Annotated in this window: 16 protein-coding genes; 11 read left to right on the top strand and 5 right to left on the bottom strand. The window is 69.9% G+C overall.

Annotation, left to right across the window (positions count from 1 at the left end; translation table 11 throughout):
• Positions 1-203: 203 nt before the first annotated feature.
• Positions 204-1,394: a heparan-alpha-glucosaminide N-acetyltransferase domain-containing protein gene (locus tag ACQPZQ_RS28810; RefSeq protein WP_433285845.1), complete on the top strand. Its 1,191-nt coding sequence runs from the start codon at positions 204-206 to the stop codon at positions 1,392-1,394.
• Positions 1,330-2,511, top strand: a complete 1,182-nt coding sequence (locus ACQPZQ_RS28805) for an acyl-CoA dehydrogenase family protein (protein WP_433285843.1) — start codon at positions 1,330-1,332, stop codon at positions 2,509-2,511. The genes ACQPZQ_RS28810 and ACQPZQ_RS28805 overlap by 65 nt, the downstream gene beginning before the upstream one ends.
• Before the next feature lie 95 nt (positions 2,512-2,606).
• Here ACQPZQ_RS28805 and ACQPZQ_RS28800 read toward each other — a convergent pair whose 3' ends face one another.
• The gene (locus tag ACQPZQ_RS28800) at positions 2,607-3,764 is read right to left on the bottom strand and encodes a macrolide family glycosyltransferase (RefSeq protein WP_433299406.1); all 1,158 of its coding nucleotides are present in this window, start codon (positions 3,762-3,764) and stop codon (positions 2,607-2,609) included.
• 214 nt (positions 3,765-3,978) lie between these two features.
• Between ACQPZQ_RS28800 and ACQPZQ_RS28795 the strand changes: the two genes are divergently transcribed.
• The 3 genes from ACQPZQ_RS28795 to ACQPZQ_RS28785 all read left to right on the top strand — a co-directional run bounded on the left by ACQPZQ_RS28795 (position 3,979) and on the right by ACQPZQ_RS28785 (position 7,605).
• Positions 3,979-4,734: an IclR family transcriptional regulator gene (locus ACQPZQ_RS28795; protein ID WP_433285841.1), complete on the top strand. Its 756-nt coding sequence runs from the start codon at positions 3,979-3,981 to the stop codon at positions 4,732-4,734.
• 225 nt (positions 4,735-4,959) lie between these two features.
• Positions 4,960-6,642, top strand: a complete 1,683-nt coding sequence (locus ACQPZQ_RS28790; protein ID WP_433285839.1) for an alpha-keto acid decarboxylase family protein — start codon at positions 4,960-4,962, stop codon at positions 6,640-6,642.
• Positions 6,643-6,993: 351 nt separating this feature from the next.
• Positions 6,994-7,605, top strand: coding sequence for a VC0807 family protein (locus ACQPZQ_RS28785; RefSeq protein ID WP_433285837.1), 612 nt, complete (start codon positions 6,994-6,996; stop codon positions 7,603-7,605).
• Between the two features lie 3 nt (positions 7,606-7,608).
• Here the strand turns inward: ACQPZQ_RS28785 and ACQPZQ_RS28780 are convergent, their stop codons facing one another.
• A complete protein-coding gene (locus tag ACQPZQ_RS28780; RefSeq protein WP_433285835.1) occupies positions 7,609-8,157 on the bottom strand; it encodes a MarR family winged helix-turn-helix transcriptional regulator in 549 nt (182 codons plus the stop codon).
• Positions 8,158-8,270: 113 nt separating this feature from the next.
• Between ACQPZQ_RS28780 and ACQPZQ_RS28775 the strand changes: the two genes are divergently transcribed.
• Entirely contained in the window at positions 8,271-9,491 is a 1,221-nt protein-coding gene (locus tag ACQPZQ_RS28775) for a cytochrome P450 (RefSeq protein WP_433285833.1), read from the top strand.
• 237 nt (positions 9,492-9,728) lie between these two features.
• Positions 9,729-11,243 carry an FAD-dependent oxidoreductase gene (locus ACQPZQ_RS28770; RefSeq protein ID WP_433285831.1) on the top strand — a complete coding sequence of 505 codons (1,515 nt, stop codon included), beginning with the start codon at positions 9,729-9,731 and terminating at the stop codon, positions 11,241-11,243.
• Here the strand turns inward: ACQPZQ_RS28770 and ACQPZQ_RS28765 are convergent.
• The 3 genes from ACQPZQ_RS28765 to ACQPZQ_RS28755 all read right to left on the bottom strand — a co-directional run bounded on the left by ACQPZQ_RS28765 (position 11,193) and on the right by ACQPZQ_RS28755 (position 13,232).
• Positions 11,193-12,080: an IS3 family transposase gene (locus tag ACQPZQ_RS28765; RefSeq protein WP_433284948.1), complete on the bottom strand. Its 888-nt coding sequence runs from the start codon at positions 12,078-12,080 to the stop codon at positions 11,193-11,195. The genes ACQPZQ_RS28770 and ACQPZQ_RS28765 overlap by 51 nt on opposite strands.
• Positions 12,077-12,361: a transposase gene (locus tag ACQPZQ_RS28760; RefSeq protein WP_433284946.1), complete on the bottom strand. Its 285-nt coding sequence runs from the start codon at positions 12,359-12,361 to the stop codon at positions 12,077-12,079. The genes ACQPZQ_RS28765 and ACQPZQ_RS28760 overlap by 4 nt, the downstream gene beginning before the upstream one ends.
• Positions 12,362-12,497: 136 nt before the next feature.
• Positions 12,498-13,232: an IclR family transcriptional regulator domain-containing protein gene (locus ACQPZQ_RS28755; protein WP_433285829.1), complete on the bottom strand. Its 735-nt coding sequence runs from the start codon at positions 13,230-13,232 to the stop codon at positions 12,498-12,500.
• A gap of 143 nt (positions 13,233-13,375) precedes the next feature.
• On the opposite strand from ACQPZQ_RS28755, the gene ACQPZQ_RS28750 reads away from it, so the two are divergent.
• The 4 genes from ACQPZQ_RS28750 to ACQPZQ_RS28735 are packed head-to-tail and all read left to right on the top strand — an operon-like array spanning position 13,376 to position 17,110.
• Positions 13,376-14,641, top strand: a complete 1,266-nt coding sequence (locus ACQPZQ_RS28750) for an aromatic ring-hydroxylating dioxygenase subunit alpha (protein ID WP_433285828.1) — start codon at positions 13,376-13,378, stop codon at positions 14,639-14,641.
• Positions 14,638-15,114, top strand: coding sequence for an aromatic-ring-hydroxylating dioxygenase subunit beta (locus ACQPZQ_RS28745; protein WP_433285826.1), 477 nt, complete (start codon positions 14,638-14,640; stop codon positions 15,112-15,114). The genes ACQPZQ_RS28750 and ACQPZQ_RS28745 overlap by 4 nt, the downstream gene beginning before the upstream one ends.
• Positions 15,111-16,103 (top strand): PdxA family dehydrogenase, encoded by a 993-nt coding sequence (locus ACQPZQ_RS28740; protein ID WP_433285824.1) that lies wholly within the window; start codon positions 15,111-15,113, stop codon positions 16,101-16,103. The genes ACQPZQ_RS28745 and ACQPZQ_RS28740 overlap by 4 nt, the downstream gene beginning before the upstream one ends.
• Entirely contained in the window at positions 16,100-17,110 is a 1,011-nt protein-coding gene (locus ACQPZQ_RS28735; RefSeq protein WP_433285822.1) for a 2Fe-2S iron-sulfur cluster-binding protein, read from the top strand. Before ACQPZQ_RS28740 ends, ACQPZQ_RS28735 begins: the two co-directional genes overlap by 4 nt.
• Positions 17,111-17,149: the final 39 nt, after the last annotated feature.

The following is a 17,149-nucleotide window of genomic DNA, read 5'->3' as shown; positions in this document are numbered from 1 at the left end:
ATCGGGAGCGTGTCAGGATCTCGCGTGTCCAAAAATGGTCGTCGATCACGAACGCCTAGCGGGATCCGGCGATCAGAACCCTCGTGGCGGCGGCACGGGAGGAAACCCCCTTCAATTCCGGCCATTTCGAGGGCGCGCGGGTGACCGGACGGTTGTCCGGAACGACGCGCCGCGGACTCGCACAACGAACCCGGATCGCGGGCGTGGACCTGGCCAGAGGGCTCGCGCTGCTCGGCATGATGGCCGCGCACGTGTTCGACGCCGCCGAGCCGTCGACCGTCACCACCGCGGCCGCTGATTGGTCGGTCACGACTTTTGCGCTGGTAGCGGGGGTGAGCCTGGCGCTCATGTTCCGTGGCAAGCGGGCGCGCCGAGAACGCGCAGCGGTTCGTGCCGGCATCGCGGTACACGCCGTGCTGGTCGCGGTGATCGGTCTGGCGCTCGGGTTCACCGGTCGTGCGGACATCGTCCTTCCCTGCTTCGCCGTGCTCTTCCTGCTCGCGATTCCGCTACTCGGGTTGCGGCCATGGACGCTGACGCGCATCGCGGCCGTGTCGTTGCTCGTCGCCCCACCGATGATCACGGCGACGCTCGCAGGCGCCGTCCCGGGGCCGGTCGACAACCCGACATTCGCCACCCTGGTCACGGATCCGGCCGGGCTGGCCATCGGGTTGTTCGTGACCGGCTTCTACCCCGTGATCGCCTACCTTGCCTATATCTGTGCCGGGCTCGCCATCGGCCGCATGGATCTGTTGTCCGTCCAGGTCGCATACCGGCTGCTTCTCGCAGGGCTCGGAACCGTGGCCGTGGGGATGTTGTGGTTGATGCTGCCACTACCGCATCCGCGGGGCTGGATGGTTCTCATCCACGATGTACACGGTCTCGGTGCGGCGATCGCGGTCGTCGGCGCGTCGCTGCTCGTGGTGCACGTGCCGGTGATCGCACGCCTGCTGTGGCCGATCAGGACAGCGGGAGCGATGCCGCTGACGCTCTACTCCGCACACGTGCTGGTGCTGGTCCCGGGTGTGCTGGAGCACGAACCCGCCGTGCTGTTCCTGTCGCTGATCGCCGGCGGGCTCCTGTTCGAGGTGGTGTGGCGGGCGCTGGCGAGGCAGCAGCAAGGCCCGCTGGAATGGCTGGTCGGGGCGGCCTCGCGCAGGGTGCGCCGTGCCGTCCGCGGGCCGCGAGGCGCGGCGGGGCCGGCCTCACACGCCGATCACGGTGAGTCGAGGCAGCCGACGCGGCGGCAGGGCTGCCGGCCGGCGAGCACAGTCGTCGCCGGCTCGGCTCGCCCTCGCCCCCGGTTCCCGCACAAGGAAGGAACGATCGATGACGACAGCCCCCTGGGTGCACGGCCGTGCCGGCGACGCCGATCTGGTGGTCGCCGCTCATGAGCTCCAGCCACTGCTGCGTCAGAACAGCGCCGCCAACGAAGCCGCGGGGCAGCTCACCGACGCGGTGGTCGATGCCCTGCACGACAAGGACCTCTTCGGCATGTGGGTCCCTGCCTCGCTCGGCGGCGTCGAGCTCGATCCCGTCTCGTCGCTGGAGGTCGTGCAGGCCCTCAGCGAGGCCGACCCGTCCACCGGCTGGGTGGTCACGACCACTGCGTTGGCCACGGGTACCGGCGGTGCCTACCTGGGTGACGCGGCGGTGGCGGAGATGTTCCGGGGGCGGCGTTTCCCGGTGGTGGCAGGTCAGGGCACCCGGCCGGGAAAGGCGGTGCGGGACGGTGAGGGCTACCGGCTCTCGGGGGCGTGGAGCTTCGCGTCGGGCATCAAGCACGCGCAGTGGATCCACACGCTCGGGATCGTGGAGGAGAGCGGCGAGCCGCTGATCTTCGTGCTGCCGGTCGACAAGGCCGAGCTGATCGACAACTGGGACGTGCTGGGCCTCAAGGCCACCGGCAGCATCGACTACACGATCGAGGACGTCTACGTCCCGGCCGTGTTCACCCACTCCGGACCCACCGAGACGCCGGTGCGCGGCGGCTCGCTGTTCACCCTCGGGATCACGCATATCGCGTTGATCGGCCATTCGGCGTGGGCGCTCGGGGTGTCGCGCCGGATGCTCGACGAGTTGTGCGCGCTGGTCCGTTCGAAGTCCGGTCGGCCGGGCACGATGGCGGCACATCAGGGCTTCCAGGCGATCTACGGTGAGGCCGAGGCCCGCTGGCACGCGGCCCGCTCCTTCGTCTACGAGACGTGGCGCGGTGCGAGCGAGACGATCAACTCCGGCGCGGCACTCAGCGTCGAGCAGAAGACGTTGCTGCGGCTTGCTCTGTACAACGCCACGTGGGCGGCGGAGGCGATCAGCGTCGTGGTCTACCGGGCGGGGGGCACCACCGCGTTGCGGTCGGGGGTGATGCAGCGCTACTTCCGGGACATGCACGCCGGAACGCAGCACGTCACCTCCGCCCCGGGTGTCATCGAGGCCTGCGGGCGCTATCTGGGCGGCCTGGCGCCTGCGCACGACTGGCTGCACATGGACCTGGTGCCGAAGGCGAGCTGACGGCCGTCTGCACGTCGGGCGGCTCGTGCCCTGACCATCGAGCATGGTCAGGGCACGAGCGTTGGCGCGGCCGGATGGGAGGCCGCGGCGTGAGATCAGATCCGGGCCTTCGCCAACTCGGCCTCCACGATGTCGGCCGCGGCGCCGGCACCGCCTGCCGCGCGCAACTCGTCGCGGAGCACCGCGAGGCGATCCCAGACGTCGATCGAACCCACGAGTGAGAGCAGCGCCTCCCGCATCGCCTCGGGAGTGGCGGACTCCGCCGGGATGGACACGCCGACCCCGAGCTGTTCGAGCATTGCCGCGTTCCCGAACTGGTCGACGGCCTGCGGCACGGCGATCATCGGAACTCCGTGGTACAGCCCTTCGGAACACCCGCCCATCCCCGCGTGCGTCACGAAGGCCCGCGCGCGGGCGAGCACTGCGACCTGCGGGACCCAGCGATGCAACTCGACGTTCGGAGGCAGCGGGCCGATCGTGGCCGGGTCGACATGGGAGCCGATCGCGATCACGACCTGCCAGGGCAGCGGACCGAACGCCGCGACGCAGTCGCGGTAGAACGCCGCTCGGTCCGTGTAGGCGGAGCCGAGCGAGACCAGCAGGACGGGCTTGTCCGACTCCGGCCAGTCCTCCTGCCGGCGCCGGTCCAGCGAGGGCCCGACGAAGGTGTAGACGTCGTCGTCGACGCGGTCGGCGTTGGGCTGCATCGCCCGCGGGATCAACACGATGCAGCGCGGCGGGCGACCGCTGAACGTGTCGACGTCGAGGTCGATCCCCAGCTCGGCGAGCCAGTGCGCGAACCGCGCCTGATAGCGCTCGTACTCCGGCTCGCCCAGGAACGTCAGCACGTCGGCCATGTCCTCCTCGTAGCCGCGCCAGGCCACGAGCGAGGGGGAGAGCTGCACGAGTGGGAGGCCCCAGCGGTGAGCCAGGGCCCGGCCCGGGTAGCCCGCGATGTCGTAGAGGACGACGTCCGGCCGGTCGTCGGTGAGCGCCGCCTCCAGCTGCGGCAACACGCGAACCGCGTCCTCGAAGAAGATCGACATGCCTTCGATGGGGTCGCTGGGCCACTGCTGGCCGCGCGTCTCGTCGGGCAGGCCCGAGGTGTAGACGAGTGGGGTGGCGCCCGTCGAGCGGACGGTGGCGGCGAAGGACTCGGGGATCGCGTAGGTGACGCGGTGGCCGCGGTCGACGAGCTCCGCGATGACCGGCAGGTTCGGGTTCACGTGGCCGTGTGCGCCGACGCTCACCATCAGGATGTGGGACACGAGGATTCTCCAGGTCTGCTATTCGGACGAGGGCAGGACGCAGACCCGCTCGGCGTGCGGGCGGGTGCGGCGGGAAGCCCGCTCAGCCGTACAGCTGCTTCTGGATCACGGCCGGGACTGTAGCGGAGCCGGAGAGGACGTCGAACCGAATTACCGGACCATCCGGGCGAACGAGATCAGCCGAGGTGTAGTGCAGCACGTGGCGGATGGCGCCGTGCTGCGTGTGCGCAGGGTAGGGGGCCAGTCGCACTATTATCACAATGTGACCAACGATTTCCTGCTCGACGGGATGAGCGCATCGTCTGGCTCGCCGGCCGAAGCGCGGGGAACCGGAGTCGGCGTGCTGGATCGCGTGGTGGCGATTCTGGACGCGGTCGAGACCACGCCGTTGAGGTCGAGTGAGCTGGCGCGGCACGTGGGGCTGTCGGTTCCGACGGCGCATCGGCTGGTGCGCGCCATGGTCGTGCACGGGCTCCTGCGGCGCGATGCCGAGGGGCGCCATTGGCTGGGCCAGCGGTTCCCCTCGTCACCGCTGGTGCGCACGGCCGAGCCCGTCCTGGTCGCGCTGGCTCGACAGACGGGTGAGTCGTGCCAGTTGTGGGTGCGGCGTGGAGTTCGACGGCTGTGCGTGGTGTCGATCGAGGCCGACAAGGAACTGAGGGCGTCGTTGCCTGTTTCGGCTCTTCTGCCCATTTCCGTGGGGGGATCGGCGGCCTTTGCCCTTGAAGCACCCGCTCCGGCGCCCGATCATCCCGGGTGGTTCGAGTCGGTGGCCGGACGGATAGCGGGCGTGTGTTCGGTGAGCGCCCCGGTGCGGCAGAACGGCGAGGTGCTCGCCGCCGTCTGCGTGTCTGCGCCGATAGCCCGAGCCGTCGAGGGGCCCGGGGTCCGGTTCGGGGATTCCGTAGTGGCAGCGGCGGCACAACTCGAAGGCGCCCTGCGCCACGGCCGGTGAGCAGGATCGCGGCCGTGCCCGCGTAATCCGCAGAGGCGCAGCAATCGGGAATCCGCCGCGTTTCGCCGTTTCCATCTGATTCCGAACCGCCATTGTCTGCGGTCTCTTGCTGGCCCTCGCATGCGCGCCTACCATCAGGATTTGGAGTCAATTCATCAAATAGTGAGAACGATGCCGCAGGTGCCTGCTGATCGGCCGCCCGAGAGGGGGCCTCGAGGAGCGAGTGTGACCACGGAACCTTCTGCCCGGGCGACGAATGCGCCGACCGTGGCCGAGTACCTGCTGTCCCGGCTCGTGGCTGCGGGTGCCAGGCACGTCTTCGGCGTTCCCGGCGACTTCAATCTCCGTCTGCTCGACGCCGTCGTGGATCACCCGGATCTGGAATGGGTGGGCACCGCCAACGAGCTCAACGGGGCCTATGCGGCCGACGGGTACGCCCGCGTCGGCGGTCTCGGCGTCGTGCTGACGACGTACGGGGTCGGCGAGTTGTCTGCTCTCAACGGCCTGGCCGGTAGCTTCGCCGAAGCGGTGCCGGTCCTGCACATCGTCGGATCACCGGCCACGGCGGTGCGGCAGGCCGGTGCCCCGGTGCACCACAGCCTCCTCGACGGGGACATGGACCACTTCGTCCGGGCCCTCGACGAGGTGACGTGTGCTTCGGCGGTGCTGACCGCGGAGACCGCCGCCATGGAGATCGACCGGGTGCTCTCCGTGGTGCTCGAGCGGAAGCGCCCGGGCAGCATCAGCGTGCCTGCTGATCTCGTCGACACGCCGATCACGCTCACCGCGAGCACCCCGTCCGCGGGTGCGCACCTGGCGGCGCCCGTGTCGGCTCTCGCGGAGTCCGCCACCGCGATGCTCGAATCGGCGAGGAGCGTGGTCGTGCTGGTGGACCACCTCGCCCGCCACGGTGTCACCGCCGAACTCGAGGCGCTGGTGGGCGTCGAGAACGTGGCTTCGGCGGTCACGGTGGCGGCCAAGGGCCTGATCGACGAGAGCGCGCCGGGCTTTCTGGGGGTCTACGTCGGAGGGCTCAGCGACGAGGCCGTGCGCTCCGCCGTGGAGGACGCCGACGTCGTCATCGGCGTGGGGCTGTGGTGGGCCGATCTGAGCTCGGGCGGGTTCACCGTGAAGCTGGATCCGGCACGGCTGATCGACGTGCAGCCTGCCCGGGTCGACGTCGCCGGTGAGATCGTCGACGGGCTCCCGATGGCGAACGCGCTCGCCACGCTCGGGGAGATCCTCGCCGACCGTGCTCCGCTGCCCGTGCGGGAGGCGCTCCCGGCGCCGTTCGTGGAGGAGCCGTCGTTGTGCGGTGCTCTCACGCAATCGGTGTTCTGGGAACGAATTCAGCGCTTCCTGCGCCCTGGCGACATCGTCGTGGTCGACCAGGGAACCTCGTCCTACGGGCTGGCGCCGTTGCGCCTCCCGCCCGGTGTCGACGTGATCGCGCAGTCGTTGTGGGCATCGATCGGGTATGCCCTGCCCGCCGCCCTGGGCGCTCAGCTCGCTGCCGGCGGGAAACGGCGCCTCGTGCTCGTGACCGGCGACGGCGCGGCGCAGATGACCATCCAGGAACTCGGCACGTTCATCCGGCGAGGCCTCGACCCGGTCGTGATCGTGCTCAACAACGACGGCTACACGGTCGAGCGGACCATCCGCGGACCGAACGCCGTGTACAACGACGTGGCCCACTGGAACTGGACGGCCCTGCCAGCGGCGTTCGGCGCCCCGGACGGGACGTCTGTGCATCGGGTCGGGACCACGTCGGAGCTCGACAAGGCCTTGGTCGCCTGCGAGGGGGCCGCAGGCGCTCTCGCCTTCGTCGAGGTCGTACTCGATCGTTTCGACGTACCCGATCTGCTCTGCCGGGCCACCGAAGCGGTGGCGAGACAGAACGGGGCGTGACAGGCGCTGCTTCCCCGGCTTTCCCCATAACCGGCATCGCCGTGGGACGTGCTCATGCGACCAGTCTCTCCGGTCGGCGCTGACTTGCCAGGGGTGACAGCGGGCCCCCGTTCCGCGGATTGGTCCCGTTCATCACCGATCGTGCAGCGTGCGACGCCGGGTTCCGGCTGCGAAGCAGCCCGTGCCGCCGGGTCGCCCGTGATGGCGGGTGCAGCGGCGAAAATGTGTCGCCCGGTGTGCAACCGAAACTCGCAGCGGTCCGTGTACTACGAGGGCGGCCCGTTGCGATCAGAGGAGTGCAGCCGGATGGTGGAGCACCGCACGACGATTCACCTTCCTCCGATCAGGGAGATGCTCAGGCAGGCGGGGCGGCCGCTGGTGGAGTTCACGCTCGTACCGCTGGCTCTGTTCTGGGTGCTGCTCAGCGAGGTCGGGTTCAACGCGGGGTTGATCGCGGGCTTGGGGTGGGCCGGGCTGGCGATCGGCAGGCGGCTGGTCGCGGGGCAGAAGCTGCCGACGATCCTGTTGATCACCACGACGCTGCTGGTGGTGCGTACGGTGGTCGGGCTGGAGACGGGTAGCGCGTTCCTCTACTTCCTGCAGCCCACGGTGCAGAACTTCGTCTTCTCGCTGATGCTGCTGGTGACGATCGGGCTCGACCGTCCGTTGCTGGCGAAGCTCGCCGACGACTTCTGTGCCCTGCCGAAGGGCATCAGCGGGCACCCGGGGATCAAGCAGTTCTTCAAGCGCGTCTCGTTGCTGTGGGCGCTGGTGTTCCTGATCAACGGCGTGACCACGATCGTCGTGCTGGCCACACAGACAGTCGGGAACTTCCTGCTCGTGTCGACCGCAGGCTCGTACTCGGTGGTGGCGATGGGCATCGCGCTGTCGGTCTGGTGGTTCCGCCGGGTACTGGCCGGGAACGGCATCCACCTGCGCATCGGGCAGGCCGCAGTCGTCTGACGTTCACCGCGTGGCGGGGCCTGGTTCGCTCAGTGCCGGGCGCGGCCACGGTCGCCCGTTCACGCGCTCGATGCCGGTGTTGAACCGCTTCAGGCAGGCGGCGAAGGTGGCGATGTCCTCGGGGTCCCAGTCGGTCATCACCTCTTCCATCCGTCGCACGAGTGCGCTGCGCTCCTGCTCGAGCCGGCGCTCGCCCTCGGCGGTGATGCGGAACTTGCGGGCCATCCCGCCGTCCGGGTCGGAGATGCGTTCCACCAGCCCGGCACGCAGCACGGCGGAGGTCTGGCGGTTGAGCGTCGAGGGATCCAGCCCGAACGCGTCGCTGAGCTGCCCGATGGACATCGGGCCTTCCACCCGGATGCGGCTGAGCAGGATGTACGCGCTGCGCTCCATGGTCCTGCCGCCCTGTCCGGTGGGCGGGGCCGCCAGGTGCAGGTGCCTCCCGAGCAGCATGGTCTCGTACTCCACCAGGTGCGCCGGTCTGTCGATCTCAGGTGTCACGTCCGGTCCTCCCGCCGTCAGCTCTCCCGTCGCGACGGGTCCGTGATGCATGGCAACAACCATATGCATCACGCACTCCTTATGCACGATGCATAACGTGTGTACGGTGCACATATCCATCGGTGTCGAGCCGGTGGTGCATGGAGAGGCCTGGAGGAACAGCGATGAGCGGCGCAGTGAGCTCGGTCGAGGAGAACCCTGCCGAGATTCCCGACTACCCCATGACCAGGGCGGCCGAGTGCCCGTTCGACCCACCGCCCACGCTGAAGGCGCTGCAGCAGGAGTGTCCGATGGCGAGGGTGCGGCTGTGGGACGGCAGCACGCCGTGGCTGGTCACCAGGTACGCCGACCAGCGGGCGGTGCTGGCCAACCGCAAGGTCAGCGCCGAGATGCATCGGCCGGGCTACCCGCGCCAGGCTCCCGGTAACGGCACCCTCAGCTTCATCGGCATGGACGACCCCGAGCACGCGCGGCTGCGACGGATGGTGAGTGCGGCATTCTCCGTCAAGCGGGTGGCGGCGATGCGGCCTGCGGTGCAGAAGATCGTGGACGAGGCGATCGACACGATGCTCGCCGGCCCCACGCCCGTCGATCTGGTCGAGGCGTTCGCGCTCCCCGTGCCCTCGCTGGTGATCTGCGATCTCCTCGACGTGCCTTACGACGACCACGACTTCTTCCAGAGCATCACCCGGACCCTGGTGAACCGGGGCTCCACGCCCGAGCAGCGGGGCGCCGCGCACGGGCAGCTCGCCGGCTACCTGGACGCGCTGGTAGGCGCCAAACTTGCCGACCGCGGTGACGACCTGCTGTCCGGGCTCGCGGCGCGGATCGAGGCGGGCGAGCTGACCAGGCAGGAAGCGACCGCGACGGCGGTGCTCCTGCTGATCGCCGGCCACGAGACCACCGCGAACATGATCGCCCTCAGCACGATCGCCCTGCTGGAACACCCCGACCAGCTCGACATCCTCCGCGAGACGGATGACCCGAAGGTCGTGGCGAGTGCGGTCGAGGAGCTGCTTCGCTACCTCAACATCACCCACGGCGGCCGCCGTCGCGTGGCTCTGGAGGACATCGAAGTGGCCGGGCAGCACATCCCGGCCGGCACGGGCCTGATCATGCCGAACGACATCGGCAACCGGGATCCTGAGGCATTCGCCGACCCCGACCGGCTGGACATCGGCCGCGACGCGCGCCACCACGTGGCGTTCGGGTTCGGGGTGCACCAGTGCCTCGGCCAGCCGCTCGCCCGGATGGAGCTGCAGGTCGTCTACAGCACCCTCTACCGGCGAATTCCCACCCTGCGCCTGGCCGTGGAACGCGAGCAGCTCCGGTTCAAGACGGACGGCTTCGTCTACGGCGTCTACGAGCTGCCGGTGACCTGGTGATGGGCCCCGGCGATCCGACCGACCGCGTTCGGGTTCCATTCCGGATATAGGCGGACGAAATGGGGTGGCCTGCGTGTGAACAGTCACAGCGGTGCCCGGCCACTGTCGCGCTGCACGCCCTGATCCTCACCTACCCTGAGATATCTCGGGCGCGCGAATTGCGGCTGCGGTGGGAAATGGTTCTGTCGACGCAGTGATCCCGGGCGAATTGTTTCTCGTCCTCGTCCGGAGGCCGGAATGCGCACAGGACCGCGGCAGGTGTTCGCGCAGCTCAGCTCGACGTGTCCACCGGCGCACCCCGTCCAGCTGGTCGACACCGCCGTGGTCCTCGGGGGGAGCGTGGCCGGGCTGCTCGCTGCGCGTGTGCTGGCCGATCACGCCCGGTCGGTGCTGATCATCGAACGCGACGCACCGACCGGTGGAGGCCGCCGGGGCGTGCCACACGGATTGCAGATACACCTCGTGCTCGCGGGTGGCAGGGTCCAGATCGAGCGGTGGTTCCCGGGTTTCGGTGAGCAGGCGGCCGCATTGGGCGCCGTGCTCGTCGATCCGGCGCACTCCGCCGCCTTCTCGGACGGTCAGCGCCGGGTCAACGCTCAGCACGACGTGGTCCTGAGCTGCAGTCGGCCGTTCCTGGAGAACCAGCTCCGCGTTCGCGCACTGGCGCTGCCCAACGTCCGACTCCTGACTGGCCAGGCCTGCGGGCTGGACATCGATGCCACCGCCGTGACGGGTGTGCGATACCGGCGGGACGGGGTCGAGCACGCCCAGCCCGCAGGCCTGGTGGTGGACGCGATGGGCCGGGCCAGCAGGCTCAGCGACTGGCTGGAGCACGCCGGATGGCAACGGCCACCGCTGCGGCGGGTGCCGACCGACGTCGACTACGCCACCGGATTCTTCAGCAGGAAGCCCGGCCTCCCGGACGTCGCCAACGTGATCGCCCGCCACCGCCCCGGCAGCCCCGTGTCGCGGGTCGGTATCGCCTCGCTCAAGGCGATCGAGGACGACCGGTGGCAGATCACGCTCGCCTGCTCCGGCGAGCACCGGACCGGCCGTGACGACCAGGAGTTCGTGGCGCTCTGCAAGTCGGAACTGCCGTCGTTCTTCGGCGAGGCCGTGAATGGTGAACCGGTCGGGCCGATCGAGACCTTTCACCATTCGGACAGCCGTCGTCGCGACTTCTGTGCCGACTCCATGCCTGCCCGGCTGGTCGGCGTCGGGGACGCAGTGGCCTCGTTCAACCCGGTTTACGGGCAGGGGCTGTCGGCGGCGGCGCTGCACGCGTCCTGTCTGGCGGCATATCTCCAGTCGAGCCCCCGCCTGAGCGTGCCGGCGCGGTCGTTCTTCGCGATGCAGAAGGTGGTCGTCGATGCGGCGTGGGAGATCTCGACCGCCGCGGACAAGGCCCGCCACCACCTCGACGGATCGGCGTCATGGCGGGAGCGGCTCGGACGCTGGATCCGGGCCGAGGTGCAGACCGCGTCGGCGACCGACGTGGTGGTGGCGCGGCGCTTCCGCGCGGTCACGGTCATGCTGGAACACCCCGCGGCCCTGTACGCCCCGCGCCTCGTGGCCCGAGCGGCGCTGGTCAACGTACGCAACCGGCTGGCGGACCGGCCCCGCGGTCGACGGCACACACCGGGTGGCCACGGCACACATGGCACAATGGGCTTGCCTGGGTTTCGTGGACACGTCGGTGTGTCAGGCCGCGGGTGCGGCGTGGGTGTGGGCTTGTTCGTAGTCGTTGGGTGAGTGGTAGTCCAGCGCGGAGTGGCGGCGGCGGGGGTTGTACCAGGTTTCGATCCACTCGAAGATTGCCTGTTCGAGGTGGCGGCGGTGGTGCCAGGGTCGGCGGTCGAGCAGTTCGGTTTGCAGGGTGGCGAAGAAGCTCTCGGCCAGGGCGTTGTCGTAGCAGTCCCCGACGGTGCCCATGGAGGCGTGCAGGCCGGCGGCGGCGAGCTGGGTGGTGAAGGCCCACGAGGTGTATTGGGCGCCGTGGTCGGAGTGGAACACGGTGCGTCCCGGGGTGGGGTGGCGGCGCTGGCAGGCCATGGTCAAGGCGTCGGTGATCAGCTCGGTGCGGGCGTGTTCGGCGATCGAGTAGCCGATGACCCGGCGGGAGTAGACGTCGAGGATGACCGCGCAGTAGACCCAGCCCTCGCCGGTGAGGTGCTGGGTGATGTCGGAGACCCAGAGCTGGTCGGGTGCGGCGGCGGTGAAGTCGCGTTCGACCAGGTCGGGGGCCGGGGTGGCGTGTGGGTCGCGGATGGTGCTGGGCCGGTGGCGGCGCGCCGCGGTGGCGCCGGTCAGGCCGCGGGTGCGCATGAGCCGGGCGACCCGGGCCCGGCCGATGCGCAGCCCGTGCTGGTGGCGGAGCTCGGCGTGGACCCGGGGCGAGCCGTAGGTGCGGCCGGAGCGGGCGTGCACGGTGCTGATGATCTCGGTGAGCTCGCGGTCGGCGCGGCGGCGTGGCGGGCTGGGCCGGTCCCGCCAGGCGTAGTAGCCGCTGGTCGAGACCCGCAGCACCCGGCAGGCCACCGCGACCGGAATGCGGTCGAGGGCCAGCTCGCGGACCACCGGGTAGATCATTTTGGGTGGATCTCCCGGGCGAAGAATGCCGCGGCCCGGCGCAGGATCTCGTTCTCGGTCTCCAGTCGGAACTTCTCCCGCCGCAACTCGGCCAGCTCGGAGCGGTCCTGGCTGCTCAGTCCGGGTTTGCGGCCCTCGTCGATGTCGGACTGGGTGATCCAGTTCCGCAGCGCCGAGGGCGAGACCCCCAGCTCCCGGGCCACCTGGGTCACCGACTTGTCGCTCTCCCGAGCCATCTGTACGGCGCGGCGCTTGAACTCCGGCGGGAACGGTGCAGGCATCCGAACTCCTTCCGTGCTGACCATCGTCAGCCACAGACAGGTGTCCGCGAAACCGAGGCAACCCCAACAACGTCTGTGCGGCGGCCACCAGATCTGTGCCGTGACTCGGATGGGGGCGGGGGCGGGGGCGGGGGCGTCAGAGCATTCGGCCCAGACGCGCTGAGTGTGCCGCGAGTACCGGCACGAAGTCGCGGTGCATCTCCTCGGCGCTCACCCGGGCGCTGGACGCGCTGACGCTCATCGCCGCGACCGTCCGCCCGCGTGCATCGAGCACCGGGACGGCGACCGCGCGCATCCCCAGCTCGAGCTCCTCGTCGCTGGTGCCGTAACCGTCGACCCGGGCTGAGCGCACCAGGCGGGTGAGCTCGTCCGGGTCGATGACGGTGCGGATCGTGCGCCGCTCCCGGCCGCCGCGGGCGAGGTAGCTCGCCACCTCCTCGTCGCCGAGGCCGGCGAGCAGCACCCGGCCCGTGGCCGAGCAGTGGGCGGGAAGCCGGGCGCCGATGCGGACGCCGGTCAAGACGATCCGCTCCGCCTCGGCACGCGCGACGAAGACGGACCAGCCGTCCTCCCACACCGCGAGGGACACCGACTCGTTCAGCGTGTCGCGCGCGGCCACGAGGTGGGGGTTGGCCAGCGCCGGAAGGGACGCGGTGTCGAGGTAGGCGCTGCCGAGCCGCAGCATGCGTGGGGTCGGACGGAAGTACTTGCCGTCGTGATCCAGATAACCGAGATCGGTCAGCGTGAGCAGGCAGCGTCGCGCCGCGGCGCGCGTCACGTCGGTCAGCCGCGCTGCATCGGCCACCGTGAGCGGCGAGGACGTCCTCCCGAACGCTTCGATCACGGCGAGCCCCTTGGCGAGGCCTGCCATTCCCTCGGGTGCTCGCCCGGCGCCTGCGTTCTTGACATCGCCGGAGTCGCTTGCCTCTACTGTTCGAGAAACCACCACAGCGTTCGTTATACGAACATGGATGGCGCCGGTCAAGGCGCCGCGCCTTGAAGAGGAGGTGCGCTGTGTCCACCACCGCAGCGCTGCCGGACTGGCCCGAGACCCTCACCCGGGTTCCGTACTGGGTCTTCCAGCGCGAGGACGTCTACGCGGCGGAGCAGGAGAAGCTGTTCCGTGGACCGTGCTGGAACTACGTCTGCCTGGAGGCGGAGGTCGCCTCACCCGGGCAGTACCGCACGAGCTACCTCGGTGACCTGCCGGTGATCGTCGCTCGCGACCAGGACGGCGAGCTCTACGCCTTCGAGAACCGCTGTGCGCACCGCGGGGCTCTGCTCGCCCTCGACAACCGGGGCACGGCCAAGGACTTCACCTGCGTCTACCACGCGTGGACCTACAACCTGCAGGGCGATCTCACCGGCGTCGCGTTCGAGGGTGGCATCAAGGGCAAGGGCGGGATGCCGGAGTCGTTCTGCAAGTCCGACCACGCACCGCGCAAGCTGCGCCTGGCCGTGGTGCACGGACTCGTCTTCGGCAGCCTCTCCGACGACGTCGACGACATCGAGGACTACCTCGGTGACGAGATCATGGATCGCATCGAGCGGGTGCTGGGCGGGCGCACGCCCGTGGTGATCGGGCGCTACACCCAGATGCTGCCCAACAACTGGAAGCTCTACGTGGAGAACGTCAAGGACTCCTACCACGCGAGCATCCTGCATCTGTTCTTCACGACGTTCGAGCTCAACCGGCTCTCGCAACGTGGCGGGATCATCGTCAGCGAGAACGGTGGCCACCACGTCAGCTATTCGGCGATCGACCGCGACGCCGAGCGCGACGCCTCCTACGCCGAGCAGAACATCCGCTCCGAGAGCGGCTTCCGGCTGGCCGATCCTTCGTTGCTGGACGGCTTCAGCGAGGTCGGCGACGACACCACTCTCCAGATCCTGTCGACGTTCCCGGCGTTCGTTCTGCAGCAGATCCAGAACTCGGTGGCGGTGCGCCAGATCCTGCCGCGCGCCGTCGACCGGACCGAGCTGAACTGGACCCTGCTCGGTTTCGCCGAGGACACGCCCGAGCAGCACACCGCGCGCCTCAAGCAGTCGAACCTCGTCGGATCCGCAGGCTACGTGTCCATGGAGGACGGCTGTGTGGGCGGCTTCGTGCAACGCGGGGTGGCCGGCGCGAGCGACCAGGCTGCCGTCGTCGAGATGGGAGGGGCGTCGGCGACGTCGAGCGAGAGCCGGGTGACCGAGGCGTCGATCCGGGGGTTCTGGAAGGCCTACCTGGCAGCCATGGATCTCAGCGCAGGGATCCGCGACGGGCTGCCGGCATGACCGACGCCTTCCGGGCCATCGCGCAGGCGCAGGCCGCCTACGCCCGCTGCATCGACGCCGATCGTCTCGAGGAATGGCCGGACTTCTTCACGGAGAAGTGCTTCTACACCGTCACCACCGCAGACAATCACCGCGAAGGGCTTCCGGCGGGGCTGATCTGGGCCGACAGCCGCGGAATGCTCGTCGACCGCGTCACGGCGCTGCGCGAGGCGAACATCTACGAGCGGCACTCCTACCGCCACATCCTCGGCCAGCCCTTCCTCGTCGATGACGGCCCCGACGACGCCGGCGAGGTGCGCAGCGAGACGCCGTTTCTCGTCGTGCGGATCATGCGTGACGGCGCCAGCGACCTCTTCGCCTCCGGCCGCTACCTCGACCGGTACGCGTTCGACGGTGATCGGCCGGCGCTGTCCGAGCGGGTGGTGGTCTGCGACAGCTCGCGTATCGACACTCTCCTGGCGCTCCCGCTGTGAGCCGCGTACTGCTCAGCGTCGGCGACCCGAACGGGATCGGTCCCGAGATCGCGGTGAAGGCCGCCGTCGCGCTCGCGGGTGAGCCGCACCTCGCCCCCGTGCTCGTCGCGGACCCGTACGTCGTCGAACCGTGGGTGCAGCAGTCCGGGCGGCGGCTGCGCGAGATCGATGGTCCGGCCGTCCCCGTCCCCGTCGCCGACGCGGTCGACGTCCTGGCGGTCGAGGCGCTTCCCGACGGTGAGCTGCTCCCCGGCACGGTCAGCGCGGAGGCGGGCGCCGCAACCGTCGCTTACCTCCGCGCGGCCGTCGGCGCGGTGCAGGCGGGGATCGGGCGGGCGATCGTGGCCTGCCCGCACTCGGAGACCGCGGTGAACGCGGCGGGCATCCCCTTCGGGGGTTACCCGGGGCTGCTCGCCGACCTGGCGTGCGTGCCGAAGGACCACGTCTTCCTGATGCTGATCGGCGGTGGTCTGCGGATCGTGCACGCGACCCTGCACGAGCGGCTGGGCGACGCGATCGATCGACTCACTCCCGAGCTGGTCGCGGCTGCCGCGAGCGCCGCTGTCGGCTACCTGGAGGGGGCCGGGGTCGTCAGCCCGCGGATCGGCGTCTTCGGCATCAACCCGCACGCCGGGGAGAGTGGCCTGTTCGGCCGCGACGACGACCGCATCACGGCCCCGGCGGTGGCCGCGCTCCGTGACCGGGCGATCGATGCGGTGGGGCCGCTCGGAGCCGACCTGATGCTCGGCCCCGACCGGCGCTCCGAGTTCGACGGTTTCGTCGCGATGTACCACGACCAGGGCCACGTCCCCGTCAAGCTCCTGGCGGGCCGCACCGCGTCGGCGCTGGCCGTCGGCGCCGGCATCATCTTCTCCAGTGTCGGTCACGGCGCTGCGTTCGACATCGCGGGCAGGGGCGTCGCCGATCCCGATGCGGTGCTGCGCGCCGTGCGGCTGGTCGGAGGCCGGGTCGTGGAGGTCCCGGCGTGAGCCACGACGTGCGGGTCGCCGGAAGCGAGATCGTCTTCGAGTGCGAGCCCGGCGAGACCGTGCTCGACGCGGCCGAGCGCGCGGGCTACGCGATGCCCTACTCCTGCCGCAAAGGTGTGTGCTCGACGTGCGAGGGCGGTCTCACCGCTGGTACGTGCGAGGTCAGGGGTCGTGGCACGGTCGAAGGCCCCGCGACGGGCGTGCTCCTGTGCCAGGCCCGGCCGGTCTCGGGCGTCGAGATCGCCCCGCCGCGCATCGTCAGGAGCGAGCCTCCTGCCCGGCGAGTCGTCGAGGCCAAGGTCCACAAGATCACGACGGCCGCGCCTGACGTCGCTACGGTCGCCCTGCGTTTTCCGGCGGGAGTCCGCGTCAAGTTCCGGGCGGGGCAGTACCTGACCGTGCGCCTGCCGGACGGCGACACCCGCAACTACTCGATGGCGAACCCGCCCCACCAGAACGACGGGGCACTGCTGCACGTCCGTCGTGTGCCGCGCGGCCGGTTCTCCGGTGAGCTGCTCGACGGGCTCACGAAGGGCGACACCCTCACCGTCGAGTTGCCGTTCGGCGAGTTCGCCCTCGACCACGACTCCGACCGGCCGGTGGTGCTCGTCGCGACCGGCACCGGATTCGCTCCGGTGAAGTCGATGGTCGAGGACCAGGTCAAGCGGAGCGGCGACCGGCGCCTGCACCTCTACTGGGGCGCCCGATCCCGCGAGGATCTCTACCTCGCCGAGCTGCCCGACCGGTGGGCGGAGAAGCACGACTGGTTCTCCTTCACCCCGGTGCTCTCCCGTCCCGATCCGGCGTGGCCCGGGCGGTCCGGGTACGTGCACCGCGCGGTGCTCGCCGACCACGCCGACCTCGGATCCCACGACGTCTACGCGTGCGGCAACCCCGATATGACGGCCGCAGCACGTGCGGATTTCGTCGCAGCCGGGCTCGATCCCGGTCGCTTCTTCTGCGACGCGTTCGTCGCCTCCGGCGACGCCCAGCCCGTCGCCGGCTGATTCCCGTTCCCACCACATCCAGGGGTCCGCCATGACCCC

The organism is Pseudonocardia sp. CA-142604 (genome assembly GCF_050948475.1).
In the GTDB taxonomy this organism is placed as follows: domain Bacteria; phylum Actinomycetota; class Actinomycetes; order Mycobacteriales; family Pseudonocardiaceae; genus Pseudonocardia; species Pseudonocardia alaniniphila.
Note: the sequence above shows the minus strand (reverse complement) of the source record. Positions and strands in the feature narration are given on the sequence as shown.